Source organism: Micromonospora sp. CA-269861 (assembly GCF_050948505.1).
GTDB lineage: Bacteria > Actinomycetota > Actinomycetes > Mycobacteriales > Micromonosporaceae > Micromonospora.
Window position 1 is genome coordinate 3,124,597 of the sequence record NZ_CP192014.1, and the last position, 16,343, is coordinate 3,140,939.

The window sequence follows — 16,343 nt, forward strand, 5'->3', positions numbered from 1 at the left end:
GGGTGGCAGCACGCCCGTGGGTCGCGACTCAACCCGATTCCCAAGCTGACAGTCGTCCTGCAACGATGGCCGCGTGGACGCTTGGCAGCAGATCGACGACCTCATCGTGCAAGGGCCGCACGTCCTGGCGGTAGAGGCGATTCGCCAGGCCGAGGTGTGCAGCATCCAGCGAGCGTTCGACATCTTCGCCGAGCGGTGCGAGCTTCTACGGCGGACGAGGCCCGATGCCTTCGAGGCCGCCGTGAAGAGTGCTGACTTGGATGAGTGACTAGCTGGGTGACGACCGGTCCGGCTGGTCGGGGAGTACCTCCTAGAGATCCTGCTCGACATCCGCCGCGAACCCGGCCTTCCTCGCCGTTACGCGTCAGCGAGTGGCGAGCTACTGGGCCTGCTACTACCGGCATTTGTACTCCGATCCGCGTTACTACCCGGGCTTCACGCTTATCGAGTCCATCCCGACGTCGCCCGGACGAGTCCCAAGATCAGGCCGTATCCACGCCGTCAGAGGTGAACCAAGAGCAACGAACGTTGACCACCGATGACCGATGAACGAGCAGCTCAGGCGGCATCTTGTCCGTGTCGATCGACTATGCCCTCACCTTTGATCAATACAATGCCAAGTAACGGCGGCAGGTGCGCGGCCAGGGAGCATTGGTCGACAGTCGCTCGGTACAGCAGGTAACCGGCGAGGTCGCACGGCGTTGCGGTGCTACGCCTCGTATCTGCCAGCGACAGCCGGGCCGAGGTCAGCCGACAAGTGGGCAACCGCCACCGCCACGGCCTCCGTGGCGGTGGCGGTCTCGCAGAGTAAGTCAGATCGTGCCCAGACCCGGAAGTTCGAGTGCGAACCGAGCGCACCGAGGCTGACCGGGCTGGGCGAGAACGGATATCCCGTGGTGGTGGAGAAGTTCAGGACGGAGTGACTCGTGTACGGGTACAGCTGGCGTAGCCTCGGCTCGTTGTAGGCTGCCTCGATCAGCGCCTGGTAGTGGGGCTGATCGATTTCTTCGCTCCTCTGCCTCAGCCACTGCCATTCCGCCGCTACCACTCGCGCCGGGCCGTGCTCGACGACTTCGCCCCGACGAGTCAGCATGACAAATGGCACTGAGCGCCTGATGCCGTGCAATGGCATGCCGGCACGCCAGTCGTGCGCCGCTCGGACGACCTCAACCAGGTCGCCGGTGGTGCCAGCGATCAACTGGATTCCCTGCCCCCATCCTTCGATTCGGAAGCGGCGTTCATCGGTGCTCGCACTGACAGTGAGATCGTCACGAACCGAAGATCCACTCAGGACACTCGCCCAGGTGAGCGGCGAGGACCATTCCAACGCTCGAACCGATCCGAGCGACAGGCCATGATCAGCGGCGACGGCGTCGAGCGAGGCGGCAAGGCTGCCTGCGGCCAGCACCTCGGGGTACAGGTCGTCAGTGGTGGGTCCGCTCGGCATGCACGCATTCTGCCGCAATCCGGTGCCGGCAGCCGTCCGGCGTCTGGGCTCGATTGGCGTGAGGCGCATGCCGGCGGAACCGATGCGGGACGACGACTGGCATTCGGCAGGTTCACGTTCGACGTCGACCAGTACAGCGCAAGCCTTCGCCCCCGGCACGGTGAGACGCTGTGCGGATGCGACAGCTCACCGTGCTCGGCAGTTCCGGTGCCTTCCCCGAGCCAGGCCGCGCCTGTAGCGGTTTCGCGGTGGACTGGGACGGCTACCGCCTGGTGCTTGACCTGGGCTACGCCACGCTGCCGCGGTTGCTCACGCAGTGGCCGGATGGCGCGGTGGACGCTGTCGTCATCACCCATGAGCACCCGGATCACTGCGTCGACCTGCACGGACTGTTCAGGATGCGGTTCTACGGTCAGCCTGGTGGACCACGGCTGCCGTTGTTCTGCCCGCCCGGCGTGCTCGATCGGCTCAGCGGCTTGGAGCCCGATGTCGACCTGCACGCGGTCTTCGACCTGCATCCACTGCCCGGCAGCTACCGGGTCGGTCCGTTCGGCCTCACCGGGCTGTCTCTCCCGCATTTCGTGCCCAACGCGGGCGTCCGGATTGAAGCCGACGGGATGGCCCTGGCCTACTCGGGGGACACCGGGCCGACTCCCGCGTTGGCCGAGCTGGGCCGTGGCGCCGACCTGTTCATCGTCGAGGCGACGGATTACGACGGCGAGACCAGCCGTTCCCCCCGAAACCTGATGACCTCCACCGAGGCCGGTCGGTGGGCTCGTTGGGCGGGTGCCCGCCGCCTGATGCTCACCCACTTCTGGCCCGGCAACGATCGGGCAGCCGCAGTGGCCGCCGCGCAGGTGGAGTTCGACGGTGCCGTGCTGGCGGCTGAGGAAGGGCTGACCCTGACGCTTGGGTTGTAGGGAAGCTGACGCAGTCGCCGTGACCGACATCGGGATCCGGCAAAGACCCAGTCGAGGGCCGAGAGGACCTTCACTAGAGGTGCTCTGGTAGACCGGTGTTGCGGCGTGGCACGGCCGCACCAGCAATGTGCTCAGCGTCGCGTACACCAGCGACGTTGACCCCAGCCGCGGTCACGCCGTCGCCTTGCAGCAGCGCCATGCCGAGCGCGGTGGTGGTGTGGATGACCATGCCACCACGTCGAACGCTGGTGATGACGTTGTTCTGGCGCAGTACCGCGAGGTGCTTGCTCGCCGCCGGCACGGAGATGCCGGCGATCCGGGCGATCTCGGAGGTGTTGCGGCCCGCCGCGAGTTCGAGGATGCGGCTGCGTGTGGCGCCGATCAGCGCGGCCAGGGGTGAGTGACCGGCGTCCGCCAGTACCCGGATGACGGGGTCGACCGGGTAGACGAGCACCGGCGGCAGGTCGAAGTCGGCGAGCACCATCAGCTGCCGGGTTTCCTTGAAGTACGACGGAATCAGCGTCAGCCCGCGTCCGTCGAGGTGCAGGTCGCTGTCGCCGGCCACGCCCCACTGCGCGATGTGCAGACTGCCGTCGGTGTACCTGGCCTGTGGGTGCAGGGTGTCGAGCACCTGCGCCCACCCTCCGGCGACCAGGTGCCGCAGACGGCGTTGCAGGTCGGCCTGGACTGCGGCGGTCACCTGTGCCCACACGGGTGCCAGCACCACGTCGCGGTGCGTCCGTAGGGCGGTCCCGAGGGCCGCCAGTGCCGCCGGTTGGCCTCGGGCGAGGCCGTCGACGTCGGCGCGGATGTCCCTGTTGGACGCGGCGAGTAGGCCGATCTCCTGTTGCAGCCGCGCACGGGGGGTGGACAGGATGGCCTCGACGCCGGAATCGAACCCCTGGTCCGGGGGCGTGAGAAAGTCGGGGAAATAGCCTCGCGGCGGGCTGAGCGTGATGATCGGGTTCGTCTTCGCCCTCAGCCCGCCGGACGGATGGAGCTGCTGCCGCACGGATCGCTTCCAGGAGTCGAGCAGCGGATGGGAGTCCCGCAGGCGCAGCTGGTGGATGCTGAGTGCCGTCTCCCAGAACCAGTCGACGCCGGGCGCGAAATGGATACGCGCAAGGTCTTCGCTTGAGAAGTGGATGCGCAACACACGGCGATGATCGGGGTGGCTGTGGTCCGCTCGCAAGACCCGGACGGTGGCGGTGATGCGCCCCGTCGACGGTCAGAGAACCGCGCGGCAGCCTTCCCCCGACGGCAGGGGCCAGAAGAACGCCCTTCGGGTGAGCGGGCCGTAGATGCCGTCCGCCTCGGTCTCCCGGAGCGCCTGGGCCACGATGAGCAGGTCCTTGGTCTTCTGCCCGAAGTCGCCGTCCACGACGACAGGGGTGAAGTTCTGCGGCCGGTTACACCGGTTGATCGCGTCCTGGAGCACACTGACGCCCGTGTTGTTGTAGTTGCCCAGGCGCAGGTTGCAGCTGGTCGAGCCGGTGGACGACACGGCGGGAATCCAGACCAGCTCGTTGTACGGGGCCGTCGCCACCTTCCGTTTGCCGTAGCAGGTGGGGTAAGCGGCCGCTGCTGGGCCTGCCGACATGAGCATCGCCCCGGCCAGAATCGTGCCAGTGACTGCCATGCTCGCAAAGCGCCGCGCGAACGGAGAGATCATCCGTGTTTCTCCTTGTGGCCAAGGCCGATCGGGTCGTCGACCGAACGCGGACGACGCTACTGACGGGGCCCGGGCCGACCAACGGTGTTAACTCCTACGGAATAGGCGCTGATCAGGCCACATCGCAGATACGCGGCCGTGCGACGGGATGCCTCGCTTAGGCTCCAAAAATGAGCAACATGGACGACCTGTTGCAGCGCAACGTCCGTTTCGCTGCCACGGATGCCAAGAACCGCACACCGGAAATCCCCTTCGTCCCGAATCAGCAGCTCTACGTCATCACGTGTCTCGACCCGCGGGTCGATCCGGCCTTCATCTTCGACCTGGCGCTCGGGGACGCCATCGTCGCCCGGACCCTGGGTGGCAGGGTGACTCCCGCGGTGATCCAGGACCTGGCGTGGATCAGTTACCTGCACGAGCTGAGGGCGCCGAAAGCGGACTGGTTCGATCTCGCCGTCGTGCACCACACGGGTTGCGGCCGGGGGCTTGACGACGATGCGCTGTTGAGGGGCTTCGCCGAGCGGGGCGGCGACGACAGGGCGCTCGTCGACCAGGCGGTCTTCGATCCGGCGCAGACCGTGCCCGTCGATGTCCAGAAGCTCCTCGACGCTCCGCTGGTGTCTCCCCAGATCAAGATCTCCGGTTATGAGTACGACGTGGAGACCGGCCTGTTGCGAACGCTCGTGCCTCCGCGCAGCCGGGCCGACGGCTAGCGGAGCCGCGACGCGGTGGACGTGCGCTCTGGATGTCGAGAACCGGCGACCGGCTCCGTCCTCGGGGAGGATGCGGTCACCGTGACGGCACCAGACCAGGGAGATCCAGCATGGCGATCCAGCGGATGGACAACGTCCTCATCGTTGTTGAGGACCTTGACGCGGTCATCGCGTTCTTCGTCGAACTCGGCATGGAGTTGGAGGGGCGAGGGCCGGTCGAGGGGCGGTGGGTGGAGCGTGTCATCGGGCTCGACGACGTCCGGCAGGAGGTCGCGATGCTGCGGACCCCGGACGGCCACGGCAAGGTCGAGCTGGCGATGTTCCACCGACCGGCGGCGATCAGCGCGGAGCCGAAGAACGCGCCGACGAACACGCTGGGCATTCGGCGCATCATGTTCGCCGTCGACGACATCGAGGACGTCATCGCCCGGCTGCGCGGCCACGGCGCCGAACTCGTCGGGGAGGTGGAGCGGTACGAGGACATCTACCGGCTCTGCTACGTCCGCGGCCCCGAGGGCATCATCGTCGGTTTGGCCGAACAGCTCGGCTGACGGAGGCCGCGGGGCGCGGGGCGCAGCACCTGGCGGCAGGTGGCGGGATCAGGCGATCAGGGTGCCGCCGTCCACGGTCACCACCGTGCCGGTGGCGTAGGTCGCCTGCAGGAGGTAGGCGAAGGCCTCGGCGACCTCCTCGGGCTCGCCCACCCGACCGAGCGGAAGCGAGTCGCTGAGCTGCGCGTACATCTGCTCTCGGGTTTCGGCCGGCAGCGAGTCCCAGAGCGGAGAGCGGATCACCCCGGCGGAGACGGCGTTGACCCGGATCGGGGCGAGTTCGACGGCGAGCGCGCGGACCAACGCGTCGATCGCCCCGGTGATGCTGGCCGCCACCGACCAGCCGGCGCCGGGCCGGTGGTTGGCGGTGCCGGTGGTGAGGGTGATCGACCCGCCGGGGCGCAGGTGCGGCAGTGCCGCGTTGACCGCCGACAGGGAGCCGAAGTAGCGCAGGTCGAAGGCGGCCCGGGCGGCGGCGAGGTCGAGGGCGTCGACGGACATCAGCGCGAGGGGTTCGCCAGCGGTGTAGACGAGGTGGTCGAAGGAGCCGAGACCGTGGAACAGCCGGGACACGGCGCCCGGGTCGGTGAGGTTGGCGACGTACCCCTGGGTGGTGGTCGGCAGGGTCGCCAGGGCCCGGTCCACGCTGCGCTGGTTGCTGGAGGCGACCACGACCTGGGCGCCCTCGCGGGCGGCCCGGGCGGCGGTGGCGAGGCCGATCCCTGAGGTTCCGCCGAGTACGACGACGCGCTTGTCGATGAGGGTCATGATCGTGTCCTTCCGGATCGTGTGGTGGAGACGGTTACCACCGTGCTCCGCCGGGAACGCTCGCGTCCAAGACCTCTTTCACCTCCTGTGATGCCCGTTGGGCATCACCGCATTCATACCCGGCGGGTATCGTGGGTCCCGCCCGGAGTGAAACCGGACGGGGGCAGGGTGGACGTCGATCTGCGCAAGCTTCGCTACTTCGTGGCGGTCGCGGAGGAGCTGCACTTCGGTCGGGCCGCCGTGCGACTGCACATCGCCCAGCCGGTCCTGTCGCGCCAGATCCGGGCCTTCGAGCGCGAACTGCGCGTCGAGCTCTTCGTCCGCGACCGCCGCACCACAGTGCTGACCGAGGCCGGTCGCCAACTGTTGGCCGACGCCCGTCCGCTGCTCGCCTCGGCCGGGGCACTGCAACGGCGGGTGCAACGGGCCGCGCACGGTAGGCCGACGTTCACCATCGCGTTCATGCCTGGCGTTCTCGTCACTGCCGAGGCTCGCGCCATCGGCCAGCGGCACCCCGACCTGGCCGTCAACGTCGTCCGTACCTCCTGGGACGACCAGGCCGAGATCGTCCGTGAGGGGCGCGCGGACGTCAGTTACGTGCGGCTCCCGGTCGACCAGCGCGGCCTGCGTCTGTGCCCACTGTTCAGCGAACCCCGCGTCGTCGTCCTGCCCACGGATCACCGCCTGGCCGGCAAGGAGTCGGTCGACCTCGCCGAGCTGGTCGAGGAACGGCTGCTGCAGGACCCGGACGCGGTGCCGGAGTGGCGGGACCTGCCGAACCGCCCGACGGACCCTGATCCCCGCCCCCGGCCCGAGCTGAACTCCGTCGAGGAGAAGCTGGAGCACGTCGCCGCGTACGCCGGCATGGTGATCCTGCCGCTGTCGACGGCGACGTTCTACACGAGACCGGACGTCATCCACGTGCCCGTCGCGAACCTCGGCCACAACCAGGTGTGCCTGGCCTGGGCCGAGGACAACAGGTCACCGCTGGTGCACGAGTTCGTCGACCTCGCCGTGCGACAGACCCCGCAACTGCGTGAACGACGCGAGGGAGGGTCAGGCGGCCTCGTTGGGGAAGGTCTCGCGTAGGGCCGGGGCCAGCGGGCGGCCGCTCGTCGGTTCGATGAACAGGTCGGCGAGCAGGAGGTCGGCGAGGTAGCTGGGGTTGACGCCCGACTCCTTGCGGCCGAGGGCCTGCGCCGCGCCGCCGAGTCGCAGCGCGGCCCGCGCCGCGCCGGCCGGCAGGCGGCGGACCGGCCGGGGTCGGCCGACCGCCGCGGCGATGCGCGCGATCATGTCGTGCCAGGTGAGGTTCTCGTCAGCGACCGGGATGTCCGCGCCGCTGGCCTGCTCCAGGGCGTCGACCGCGACCTCGGCCACGCTGCGGGCGGAGGCCGCGGCGCTTCCGCCGGTCGGGGCGACCAGAGGGGTACGCGAGCGGGCCCACCGGTCCAGCGGACCGGCCCAGTTGGGCAGCCGGTCGCCGGCCCGACCGAAGACGAAGGGCAGTTCGAGTACGGCGACCGGCAGGCCCTCGCCGGCGGCGGCCCGACCCTCCCGGGCCTGCTCCAGGCGACACCTGATGTACGTGTGCCGTTCGGCGAGACGCCACTGCGGGTGGAGCCGGTCGAAGTAGGTGTAGTAGGAGCCCATCACGACGCCCCGGGTCAGACCTTCGAGGCGGGCGGCGGTGAACAGGCGTACCACCGGGTCGACGTTGTCGCGGCGGAACTCGGGATAGATCGGCTTGGGCAGCGGCCGTTGCTCGTCGGTGCGGGTGGCGTACACGACGCCGTCGTGACCGGCGAGCAACGGCCGCAGTTCGTCGATCGGGGCGGACCCGACATCGAGCAGGTGGTCGACGCCCGGCTGGGCGGTGCGCGCCACAGTGGTCGCGGTATGACCACGCTCCCGAAGGACGTCCACGACGTGCGCGCCGATCAGGCCACTGCCACCCACCACAAGAATTCGCACGGTGCATCGTCCACTCTGGAGCCGGTGTCTTGTCAACCCGTGAGCACCACCGACCGGTGGGTCCCGGTCACTGTTTGTTCTTCGCGACGGTGTAGATGTCCAGGACGTCGTCGTCGAAGTAGGGCCCGTACATGTTCCCGGAGTACTTGTACGACATCACCGAGTTGACGTACCCGAACCGAAGGTCGTTGTCCCAGGCGCGCAGGAACGGCCCGCCGCTCGCGCCCTTGTTGAGCGGGCAATTCTTCAGCTTGACCCGTTGCACCCCGGCGACCTTTGTGGTGCCGGAGGCGAAGTACTGCGACTGCCCGTCGAACGGCGGCTCGCCCGGGTAGCCGAGCAGCATCGCGGAGAACGACTTGGACTTGTTGACGCTGAGCCCCTGCCCGCCGGTGACGTGCACGAGCCGGTCACCGTCGAGTGGGTGCATGGTCACGAACGCGAAGTCCCACCAGAGGTAACCCCAGTCGACCCAGCCCTCGACCGAGGTGAACTCCTTGGCCGACCAGAGGCCGTGCAGTGGCTCGCCCTCGGTGAACTCCGGCGCGTACACCCAGTTGTCGAACCAGACCGACCCGCCGTCACCCGGGTGTACGCAGTGACCAGCGGTGGACACCATGTTCGCCTGTGGGTTGTTGATGGTGGCACCGGAGCAGAAGAAGTCCTCGTCGTTGTGGGTGAAGAAGACCCGACCGACGCCGGGTGAGGCGTTCACCGCCTGGGTTGCCTGGCCGCTGCCCGCCGGGGCCGCGCTCAGGGTGGCGGTCGAGGACCGTGGCGCCGCCGGCGCTGCCACGTCGCGCGGCGCGCCGATTCGGCCGGGGCGGTCGGCAGCCTCCCCGTCGGGTGCGTCAACCCCGTCCGGCACCGGAGCGGGTCGTGCCGCTCGCATTCGCTCCGGCGTCCAGTAGGCGGTGCTCAACCTCGCCGCGGTGTCGGCGTCGGTGGACGGCCGTCCGTGGATGGTGGCGCGCGCTTCGGCCACCGTCGCGGACCCGGCTACAGCGGTTGCGTCCGCCTGGGCCGCCGGCTGCGCGACAGTGAGAGCGGCCAGCACCATGCTGCCCACCGTGATGAATCCGAGTCGCCTACGCACGGAACCTCCTGAGGTCGGTACTCGGAGCCGATACGCTCCGACGTCCTTCCGCAGACGTTAGGCTCGGGCGAACGGTCTACAGTGGGCGTGTCATATACGGTCAGTGACGGTTGCCTGACTGCGAGACGCGCCACGGTGTGTCCGAGAACTTCTCACAAACGGGGGTGGGGGATGCCGGAAACGCGTGCCTTCTGGCTGGACGAGCAGTTCGACCGCGAGCACGGCACTGACGGGCGCGGCCGGTACGAGGCCGAGGTGCTTCGTCGGATCGACGAGTTCACCGACACCTGGGGTGACTTCGCGCCCGTCGCGTTCGCGGTGACGGCCTGGCGGATGGCCACCGAGCTGTCGCCCGGCTTCGTGCGCTGGCACCGCCGGATCATCTCGGCGACCTGCGCGCGCAGCCCGTGGGACGGCAGTCTGGTCTGCGCGGTGACAGTGGCCTCCCGCTGGCCGGCTGAGCTGACCTGGACCAAGCAGTGGCAGCGCGACCGTGGTTGGCAGGACTGGCCCCAGCTGTTCGGCCAGTTCACCACACCCACCGAGCAGGACCAGACGCGCCGCCCGCACCTGCGCGCGCTGCTCCAGGTGGAGGCGCCGGTCCCGCTCGAGGATCTGCCGCCGACGCCCGGCGGTCCGGACGACGACGTCGCCGCTGCGGCGCGTCGGGCCGTGGTGGTGCTGGCGCGGGAGCTCAACGACCTCCTCGCGCCGATGATCGGGCAGCTCGACGCCGGAGTGCCGGCGGACTCCTGAAATGACCGCCGGCCGGTAGGGTCGTCGGCGTGGATCTGGACGACATCGCCGCCCGGCTCGGGGTGCCCGTCGAGGACGTCGACCGTGTGCACCGGCTCGCCGGTGACGGGCCGTCAGCTCCGTTGCCAGCCAAGGCGGACGCTCCCGCGATCCTCGACCGGCTCGCCGTGCGGCCGGACGACGCCGCCGAGGTCATGGCGGGCTGGCCCGACCCCGACTCTCCGCTCTGGACCGACGAGCTGCGCTGGCTGCTCGACCGCTCGATCGCCCTGGTCCGCGCCGACCTCGCGGGCTACGACTGGATGTCGCCCGGCCCGGAGCTGCCGCGCGACCGGGGGCCCGCCTGGCGGCACCTCTACGTGTACGCGTACCTGGCCCTGGTCGACGTCGTGCGGGGGTACCACCGCGACCACGGTGTCCCCGATGCCGTGTCCTGGGTGACCCTCGCCGACCTTGGCCGCAACCTCGCGATCGACAGGCGGATGCGTGGCGAGGGCTGGCCGATCATGCAGAGCTGGCTGACGCTGCACTCGCGCGGCAGCGTCTACGAGCTGGGCCGGCTGCAACACCAGCGTGGCGACGGCGCCATCGGCCTGCACGTCCCCGATTCGGGGCCGTTGACCCCGGAGGCGGTCGAGCTGTCGCTCGACGAGGCCCGCGCGTTCTTCCCACGGCACTTTCCCGACGAGCGCTACACCGCGTTCTCCTGCGCCTCCTGGCTGCTCGACCCGCAGTTGCGGGAGTACCTTCCCGAGGACTCCAACATCGTGCGCTTCCAGCGCCGGTTCGAGCTGGAGCCCTACCAGGAGTCGGAGGGGCCGGACGCCGACATCGAGGTGCTGCGGTTCGGGTTCCGCACCCTGACCACGCCGCTCGACGAGCTGCCACGCCGTACCGTGCTCCAGCGCGCGCTCATCGACCACCTTCGGGCCGGCGGCCACTGGCACTGGCGCCACGGCCGGTTCCCGATCTAGCCGCGCGCGTCGACAGCTACGTCCCACCACGCGGTGTTGGCGGCGGCGTGGCCGGCCGGTTCGATGACCTCCCACACCTCCGCGATCAACCCGTCGGCGATACGCAGGACGTCGACCACCACGATCTCCGGCCCCGGATCGGGGAGTCGGCGTCGCGAGTGCACCACGACGTGGTCGCCGTCGGCCAGGAGGTGCAGGATGTCGACCTGCATGCCGGCCGTGGGGCCCAGCGCGGCGCGGACCGCGGCCAGCCACTGCGCCCTGGTCGAGGTCGTCGAATCCGACCGATGATGGGTGAAGTCCTCGCTCAGGAACGAGGCGAGCGTGTCGACGTCGCCCGTGTCGACAAGCCCCGCCAACGCGCGTCCGACGATGCTCTTGTTCTCGATGGTCATGGACGAGAGTGTTTCCCCGGCCCAGGTGGTTGTCGATGACATCGCACTTCATGGCGTCCCGGGCGACGATGAGTACTCTCATGATCGTGTATGCGGTCGGGGAGCTCCTACGGCAGTGGCGCAGGCGCCGCGGGCTCAGCCAACTCGACCTGGCGATCGCCGCGGATGTCTCGGCTCGGCACGTCAGCCTGGTCGAGACCGGCAAGTCCACACCGAGCGCCGACATGATCCTCCGGCTCGCCGACCAGCTTCACGTGCCGCTGCGTGATCGCAATCAGCTCCTGCTCGCCGCCGGCTTCGCGCCCCGGTACGCGCAGCGTCCACTCGACGACACCGCGCTGTCGGGTGTCCTCGACGCGGTCCGCAGGGTGCTCCAGGCGCACGAGCCGTATCCGGCGCTGGTCTTCGACCGCCGGTGGAACATCGTGCTGACCAACCGCGCGGTCGACAGGTTCTTCGCGCACGTGGCTCCCGACCTGCTGCGGCCACCGGTGAACCTGGTGCGGCTGGGCCTGGACCCGCGCGGGCTGGCCCCGCTGGTCGTCAACCTGGCGGACGTGCGGGCCGTGTTCCGCAGCCGGATCTCGCGCCAGCTCGCCGCCGCTCCCGACGCGGAACTCGCCGCGCTCTACGAGGAACTGCTCAAGCCGCTGCCCGAGGACCCGATGGGCCAACGGGTCGACGCCGACGTGGTGATCCCGATGATCCTGCGGATCGATGGACGCGAGCTGCGGATGTTCTCGACCATCACCACGTTCGGCACCCCGACGGACATCACGATCGAGGAGATCGCTGTGGAGTCCTACTACCCGGCGGACCCGGAGAGCGCCACCTACTTCACCGGGTAGAGCCCGGCCTGGTCACGTCCAGGCCGGGCCCACCACTCGCTGGTCAGCCGGTGGTCAGGACGAACCTCTCCCAGGACCCGACCGACGTCCGGTTGGCGATCAATGACCCGGCCCCGGCGTTCTCGGCGGCCACGATCTGGTTGTTCGCCAGAGCCCGCAGACCGACGGTCCCGTCCGAGTTGGTGATGATCTGGAACGTCTCCCACGGTCCGATCGACGTGCGGTTCGCGATCAACGGCTCCGCGCCCGCGTTCTCGGCGCAGACGTACAGACCGTTGGCGCGCGACCGGAGGGCGATGTTGCCGTTGCCGGCGTCCACCCGGTCGAACTGCTCGGTCGTGCCGACGCTCGCCTTGTTGGCGATCAGCGCGCTGGTGCCGACCGCCGACACGTACTGGCTGTTGACCTGCGCCCGCAGGGTGGTCACCGGAGTGCCACTGCCGGTGCCGGTGGTGAAGGTGAACGCGTCGATGTCGAACAGGTTGCCCGAGCCGCCCTTGAACACCAGGTACAGCGTGGTCGACGCGGTCGGCGGGTTGCTGATGGCGGTGGAGACGTCGACGAAGGTCTCCCAGCTACCGGTCACCGGCACCGTGGCGGTGCCCAGCAGGGTGCCGGTGGCGGACCCGGCACGAACCTCGATGGTGCCGCCCGCACCGGCCGAGGAGACCCGGGCGGTGAACCGGTTCGCGTTGGACAGGTTGTACGGCTGGTACGAGATCCAGTCGTTGTTCTCGATGAACCCGGCCGTCCGGCCACCCTCGGCGTTGGTGTGGTCGGTGGCCTGGACACCGGACTGGGCGCTGAAGTGCTCACCCTGGCGGTGTTTCGGTTGCAGCGTCTTGATGCTGTGCGTGGTGAGCCCGCCCTTGTCGGTGTACGCGGCGTCGAAGACCCCGTAGATGTTGGCCGCCGCGTCGTGCTCGCCGTCGGTCGGGACGGTGATCGTGCCGCTGCACCCGGTCTTCGAGGTGATCTGGTGGGCGTGGCTGTCGTGGCCCAGCGCGTACGTCAGGCTCACCTTGGAGCAGTCGATAGTGCCGTCCTGCGGGTCACTCACCGAGATCTGGTACGGCACCGTGTCACCGAAGGTGAACAGCTGCCCGTCGGCGGGCGAGGTGAGTGACACCGTCGGTGCGGTGTTGCCCACGGTGACGATCAGGCTCGCCGTTCCGGACAGGCCGGTCGGGTCGGTGACCTTCAGGGTGGGGCTGTACGTGCCGTTCGTGGTGTACGTCTTGGTGGGGTTGGCCGCCGTCGACGTGGTGCCGTCACCGAAGGTCCACAGGTAGCTCAGCGCCCCACCCTCGGGGTCGGAGCTGCCGGCCGACGAGAAGGTGACAGTCAACGGGTTGGCCCCCGACGTGGGGTTCGCCGAGGCGACAGCGATCGGGCTGCGGTTGCCACCACCGATGTACTCGATCCGGAAGAGCGCCTGGTTGTTCGAGCCGGTGCCGTAGTCCAGCACGTAGAGCGCGCCGTCCGGGCCGAAGGCCATGTCCATGACCTGGGTGCCGGTCCACGGGAAGTCGGAGATCTCCCCGCGGGAGCCGTCGGAGTTGACAGCGATGGCCTTGATCCAACGGCGGCCGTACTCGCCGGCGAAGAACTGGCCGTTCAGCGAGGCCGGGAACTTGATGCTGGAGTTGAGCGAGGCGTCGTACCGGTAGACCGGCCCACCCATCGGCGACTCCGAGCCGCTGCCGAACTCCGACGGCGAGCCGGAGTCCCCGGCGTACTTGATCCAGGCCGGCTTCGCCGCGGGCAGCGTGGTGAGCCCGGTGTTGCGGAACGAGTTGTTTGTCGGCCCGCCCGTGCAGTTGTACTTGGACTGCGACGGCCCGGACGGGAAGGTGTATTCATTGTATGTTTCCGTGCTGGTGTTGGAGCCGGTGCAGTACGGCCAGCCGTAGTTGCCCGGTGCCGCGATGCGGTTGAACTCGACCTGGCCGGAGGGGCCACGGCTGGAGTTCGTGGACCCGGAGTCGGGGCCGTAGTCGCCGAGGTAGACGACGCCTGTGGCCTTGTCGACGCTCATCCGGAACGGGTTGCGCAGGCCCATCGCGTAGATCTCCGGGCGGGTGCCGGACGTGCCGGGGGCGAACAGGTTGCCCGACGGGATCGTGTACGTGCCGTCCGCCTGCGGTTTGATCCGCAGCACCTTGCCCCGCAGGTCGTTGGTGTTGGCCGACGAGCGCTGGGCGTCGAACTGCGGGTTGCGGTTGGTCTGCTCGTCAAGTGGCGCGTAGCCGGACGACTCGAACGGGTTGGTGTCGTCGCCGGTGGTCAGGTACAGGTTGCCGGCGGCGTCGAAGTCCAGGTCACCGCCGACGTGGCAGCACTGCCCGCGGTCGTTGGCGACCTGGAGCACGATCTTCTCGCTGCTCAGGTTGAGCGTGTCGTCGCTGTTGAGGGTGAACCGGGACAGCCGCAGGTGCCCCTTCCACCGGTCCCAGTCCGACGACGATCCGGTGGTCGGCGCGTCCCCGGACGGGGTGCTCAGCGTGGGCGAGTAGTACAGGTAGATCCACCGGTTGGAGGCGAAGTTGGGGTCGACGGCGACGCCCTGCAACCCCTCCTCGTCGTGGGTGTAGACGGACAGGGTGCCGGAGACCTTGGTGTTGCCGGCCACGTCGGTCACCCGCAGGACGCCGTTGCGGGCGGTGTGCAGTACCGAGCGGTTGGGCAGGACGGCCAGGGACATGGCCTCACCCAGCTCGCCCGAGCCGGTGGCGAGCTTGACCTGCTGATAGTCCGAGGCGGGGATGACCGCCGCCTGTGCGGTGGACGGTGCGGCCACAGCCAGGGTCACGCTCGCGACGGTGGTGACCGCCGCGAGGAGAGCCCGGGGCCAGCGCCGGGGGTACGAGAGCATGATCGTCCTTTCTCGACGACCGGGGGCGGGCGCGCGGGGGCGCACCACGACCAGGTGGGGTGGTGAAGAACGCGCGGGGGACCAGGTCAGTTGGTGGTGACCAGGTCGAACTTCTCCCACTGGCCGATGGAGGTCCGGTTGGCGATCAGCGGCGACGCGCCACCGTTGTCAGCGGCGACGTAACGGTTGTTCACCGTGGCCCGCAGGCTCACCGTGCCGTCTGAGTTGCGGACGAGCTGGAACGTCTCCCAGGCGCCGGCGCTGGCCCGGTTGGCGATCAGCGCGGCGGCTCCGGCGTTCTCGGCCGCGACGAACTGTCCGTTGCCCTTGGCGCGCAGCGCCACGTTGCCGTTGGCGAGGTTGACCAGGTCGAACCGCTCGGTGGTGCCGACGCTGGCCTTGTTGGCGATCAGCGCGGTGGTGGCGTTGGGCGCGCTCACGTACTGGTTGTTGGCGCGGGCCCGCAGCGTGGAGCCGCTGGCGGTGGGCGGCGGGGTCGTCGTGCGCGGCGAGCAGTCGGCCGTGACGGAGCCCGCGGCGACCTGGAGGCCGCCGAGCAGCATCCGGGTGAAGTTCGGGTCGGTGTACGACGCCTCGGTGTGCCCGAGGCCGGTGTACCAGGCACGCCCGCCGCCGTACGCCTTGCACCAGGTGATCGGGTGGTCGCCGCTCATGTTGCCGCCGCTGTAGGACGACTCGTCGAGGTTGGCCAGGACCCGCGCGCTGGACCGGGGGTTGGTGCGGTAGTTGTACCACTCGTCGGAGCGGACCCAGGTGGTGCCGAGGTGCGCGGTGGACGGGTTGGTCTGGTCCTCGATCCGCACGGTCGCGGTCTGGATCGCCGGGTGCGAGTCGAACCACGCACCGACCAGTTGGCCGTACCACGGCCAGCTGTACTCGGTGTCGGCGGCGGCGTGCACGCCGACGTAGCCCCCACCAGCGGCGATGTACGACTCGAACGCCGTCTGCTGGCTGGAGTTGAGGACGTCGCCGGTCGTCGACAGGAAGACCACCGCCTGGTACTGGGCCAGGTTGGAGGTGGTGAACTGGCCGGCGTCCTCGGTCGAGGTCACGGTGAAGCCGTTGGCCGAGCCGAGCTGCTGGATCGCGGCGATGCCGTTGGGGATCGACGAGTGCCGGAAGCCAGCGGTCTTGCTGAACACCAGGACCTTGGTCAGTGGTGCCGCCGAGGCGGGGGTCGGCAGGGCCACCAGGCTGGCCAGCATGACTGCCAGGCCGGTGACGAGTGCCAACAGGCGGGGACGGGAACGCATGGTCGTGCTCCTCTGCTGAGCGTCGACCTCAGGGCGTCCACGCGGGCACGCCTGAGGTCACGATGGCGGTGGTGCGGAAG

At 69.2% G+C, this 16,343-nt stretch carries 17 protein-coding genes; 8 read left to right on the plus strand and 9 right to left on the minus strand.

Going from position 1 to position 16,343, the window contains the following annotated elements:
- The first annotated feature begins 73 nt into the window (after positions 1–73).
- Positions 74–268, plus strand: a complete 195-nt coding sequence (locus ACQP0U_RS14485) for a hypothetical protein (RefSeq protein WP_433319539.1) — start codon at positions 74–76, stop codon at positions 266–268.
- 441 nt (positions 269–709) lie between these two features.
- On the opposite strand, the gene ACQP0U_RS14490 is transcribed toward ACQP0U_RS14485, so the two are convergent.
- Entirely contained in the window at positions 710–1,447 is a 738-nt protein-coding gene (locus ACQP0U_RS14490) for a DUF6193 family natural product biosynthesis protein (RefSeq protein WP_433319542.1), read from the minus strand.
- A 176-nt stretch (positions 1,448–1,623) separates the two neighbouring features.
- On the opposite strand from ACQP0U_RS14490, the gene ACQP0U_RS14495 reads away from it, so the two are divergent.
- Positions 1,624–2,367 (plus strand): MBL fold metallo-hydrolase, encoded by a 744-nt coding sequence (locus ACQP0U_RS14495; RefSeq protein ID WP_433319545.1) that lies wholly within the window; start codon positions 1,624–1,626, stop codon positions 2,365–2,367.
- 73 nt (positions 2,368–2,440) lie between these two features.
- Here ACQP0U_RS14495 and ACQP0U_RS14500 read toward each other — a convergent pair whose 3' ends face one another.
- Both ACQP0U_RS14500 and ACQP0U_RS14505 read right to left on the minus strand, forming a co-directional pair.
- On the minus strand, positions 2,441–3,523 hold the full coding sequence (locus tag ACQP0U_RS14500; protein WP_433319548.1) for an ArsR/SmtB family transcription factor: 1,083 nt from the start codon (positions 3,521–3,523) through the stop codon (positions 2,441–2,443).
- Positions 3,524–3,595: 72 nt separating this feature from the next.
- Entirely contained in the window at positions 3,596–4,039 is a 444-nt protein-coding gene (locus ACQP0U_RS14505) for a peptidoglycan-binding domain-containing protein (protein WP_433319551.1), read from the minus strand.
- Positions 4,040–4,209: 170 nt separating this feature from the next.
- Here ACQP0U_RS14505 and ACQP0U_RS14510 point away from each other — a divergent pair, with 170 nt between their 5' ends.
- Both ACQP0U_RS14510 and ACQP0U_RS14515 read left to right on the plus strand, forming a co-directional pair.
- The gene (locus ACQP0U_RS14510; RefSeq protein WP_433319554.1) at positions 4,210–4,752 is read left to right on the plus strand and encodes a carbonic anhydrase; all 543 of its coding nucleotides are present in this window, start codon (positions 4,210–4,212) and stop codon (positions 4,750–4,752) included.
- Between the two features lie 110 nt (positions 4,753–4,862).
- On the plus strand, positions 4,863–5,303 hold the full coding sequence (locus ACQP0U_RS14515; RefSeq protein WP_433319557.1) for a VOC family protein: 441 nt from the start codon (positions 4,863–4,865) through the stop codon (positions 5,301–5,303).
- 48 nt (positions 5,304–5,351) lie between these two features.
- Here the strand turns inward: ACQP0U_RS14515 and ACQP0U_RS14520 are convergent, their stop codons facing one another.
- Positions 5,352–6,071, minus strand: coding sequence for an SDR family oxidoreductase (locus ACQP0U_RS14520; protein WP_433319560.1), 720 nt, complete (start codon positions 6,069–6,071; stop codon positions 5,352–5,354).
- Between the two features lie 168 nt (positions 6,072–6,239).
- Between ACQP0U_RS14520 and ACQP0U_RS14525 the strand changes: the two genes are divergently transcribed.
- Positions 6,240–7,160 carry a LysR family transcriptional regulator gene (locus ACQP0U_RS14525; protein ID WP_433319563.1) on the plus strand — a complete coding sequence of 307 codons (921 nt, stop codon included), beginning with the start codon at positions 6,240–6,242 and terminating at the stop codon, positions 7,158–7,160.
- On the opposite strand, the gene ACQP0U_RS14530 is transcribed toward ACQP0U_RS14525, so the two are convergent.
- Positions 7,128–8,045, minus strand: a complete 918-nt coding sequence (locus tag ACQP0U_RS14530) for an NAD-dependent epimerase/dehydratase family protein (protein ID WP_433319566.1) — start codon at positions 8,043–8,045, stop codon at positions 7,128–7,130. The two genes, ACQP0U_RS14525 and ACQP0U_RS14530, sit on opposite strands and share 33 nt — an antisense overlap.
- A gap of 67 nt (positions 8,046–8,112) precedes the next feature.
- Positions 8,113–9,141, minus strand: coding sequence for a hypothetical protein (locus ACQP0U_RS14535; RefSeq protein ID WP_433319569.1), 1,029 nt, complete (start codon positions 9,139–9,141; stop codon positions 8,113–8,115).
- Between the two features lie 171 nt (positions 9,142–9,312).
- On the opposite strand from ACQP0U_RS14535, the gene ACQP0U_RS14540 reads away from it, so the two are divergent.
- Positions 9,313–9,897 carry a hypothetical protein gene (locus ACQP0U_RS14540; RefSeq protein ID WP_433319572.1) on the plus strand — a complete coding sequence of 195 codons (585 nt, stop codon included), beginning with the start codon at positions 9,313–9,315 and terminating at the stop codon, positions 9,895–9,897.
- Positions 9,898–9,926: 29 nt separating this feature from the next.
- A complete protein-coding gene (locus ACQP0U_RS14545) occupies positions 9,927–10,871 on the plus strand; it encodes an acyltransferase domain-containing protein (protein WP_433319575.1) in 945 nt (314 codons plus the stop codon).
- Here ACQP0U_RS14545 and ACQP0U_RS14550 read toward each other — a convergent pair.
- Positions 10,868–11,266 (minus strand): nuclear transport factor 2 family protein, encoded by a 399-nt coding sequence (locus ACQP0U_RS14550; protein ID WP_433319578.1) that lies wholly within the window; start codon positions 11,264–11,266, stop codon positions 10,868–10,870. The two genes, ACQP0U_RS14545 and ACQP0U_RS14550, sit on opposite strands and share 4 nt — an antisense overlap.
- A gap of 35 nt (positions 11,267–11,301) precedes the next feature.
- On the opposite strand from ACQP0U_RS14550, the gene ACQP0U_RS14555 reads away from it, so the two are divergent.
- Entirely contained in the window at positions 11,302–12,114 is an 813-nt protein-coding gene (locus ACQP0U_RS14555) for a helix-turn-helix domain-containing protein (RefSeq protein WP_433319581.1), read from the plus strand.
- Positions 12,115–12,157: 43 nt separating this feature from the next.
- Here ACQP0U_RS14555 and ACQP0U_RS14560 read toward each other — a convergent pair whose 3' ends face one another.
- Together ACQP0U_RS14560 and ACQP0U_RS14565 are read right to left on the minus strand one after the other, a co-directional pair.
- The gene (locus ACQP0U_RS14560) at positions 12,158–14,989 is read right to left on the minus strand and encodes a PQQ-dependent sugar dehydrogenase (RefSeq protein ID WP_433319584.1); all 2,832 of its coding nucleotides are present in this window, start codon (positions 14,987–14,989) and stop codon (positions 12,158–12,160) included.
- Between the two features lie 86 nt (positions 14,990–15,075).
- Positions 15,076–16,263, minus strand: coding sequence for a ThuA domain-containing protein (locus ACQP0U_RS14565; RefSeq protein WP_433319587.1), 1,188 nt, complete (start codon positions 16,261–16,263; stop codon positions 15,076–15,078).
- Between the last annotated feature and the right edge of the window lie 80 nt (positions 16,264–16,343).

What these genes read in the sequence shown, in the direction of transcription:
- ACQP0U_RS14540 (WP_433319572.1), top strand. Translation starts at nt 9,313, where the DNA reads ATGCCGGAAACGCGTGCCTTCTGGCTGGACGAGCAGTTCGACCGCGAG.
- ACQP0U_RS14565 (WP_433319587.1), bottom strand. Translation starts at nt 16,263, where the DNA reads ATGCGTTCCCGTCCCCGCCTGTTGGCACTCGTCACCGGCCTGGCAGTC.
- ACQP0U_RS14560 (WP_433319584.1), bottom strand. Translation starts at nt 14,989, where the DNA reads ATGCTCTCGTACCCCCGGCGCTGGCCCCGGGCTCTCCTCGCGGCGGTC.
- ACQP0U_RS14510 (WP_433319554.1), top strand. Translation starts at nt 4,210, where the DNA reads ATGAGCAACATGGACGACCTGTTGCAGCGCAACGTCCGTTTCGCTGCC.
- ACQP0U_RS14490 (WP_433319542.1), bottom strand. Translation starts at nt 1,447, where the DNA reads ATGCCGAGCGGACCCACCACTGACGACCTGTACCCCGAGGTGCTGGCC.
- ACQP0U_RS14550 (WP_433319578.1), bottom strand. Translation starts at nt 11,266, where the DNA reads ATGACCATCGAGAACAAGAGCATCGTCGGACGCGCGTTGGCGGGGCTT.
- ACQP0U_RS14515 (WP_433319557.1), top strand. Translation starts at nt 4,863, where the DNA reads ATGGCGATCCAGCGGATGGACAACGTCCTCATCGTTGTTGAGGACCTT.
- ACQP0U_RS14505 (WP_433319551.1), bottom strand. Translation starts at nt 4,039, where the DNA reads ATGATCTCTCCGTTCGCGCGGCGCTTTGCGAGCATGGCAGTCACTGGC.
- ACQP0U_RS14495 (WP_433319545.1), top strand. Translation starts at nt 1,624, where the DNA reads ATGCGACAGCTCACCGTGCTCGGCAGTTCCGGTGCCTTCCCCGAGCCA.
- ACQP0U_RS14555 (WP_433319581.1), top strand. Translation starts at nt 11,302, where the DNA reads ATGACATCGCACTTCATGGCGTCCCGGGCGACGATGAGTACTCTCATG.
- ACQP0U_RS14520 (WP_433319560.1), bottom strand. Translation starts at nt 6,071, where the DNA reads ATGACCCTCATCGACAAGCGCGTCGTCGTACTCGGCGGAACCTCAGGG.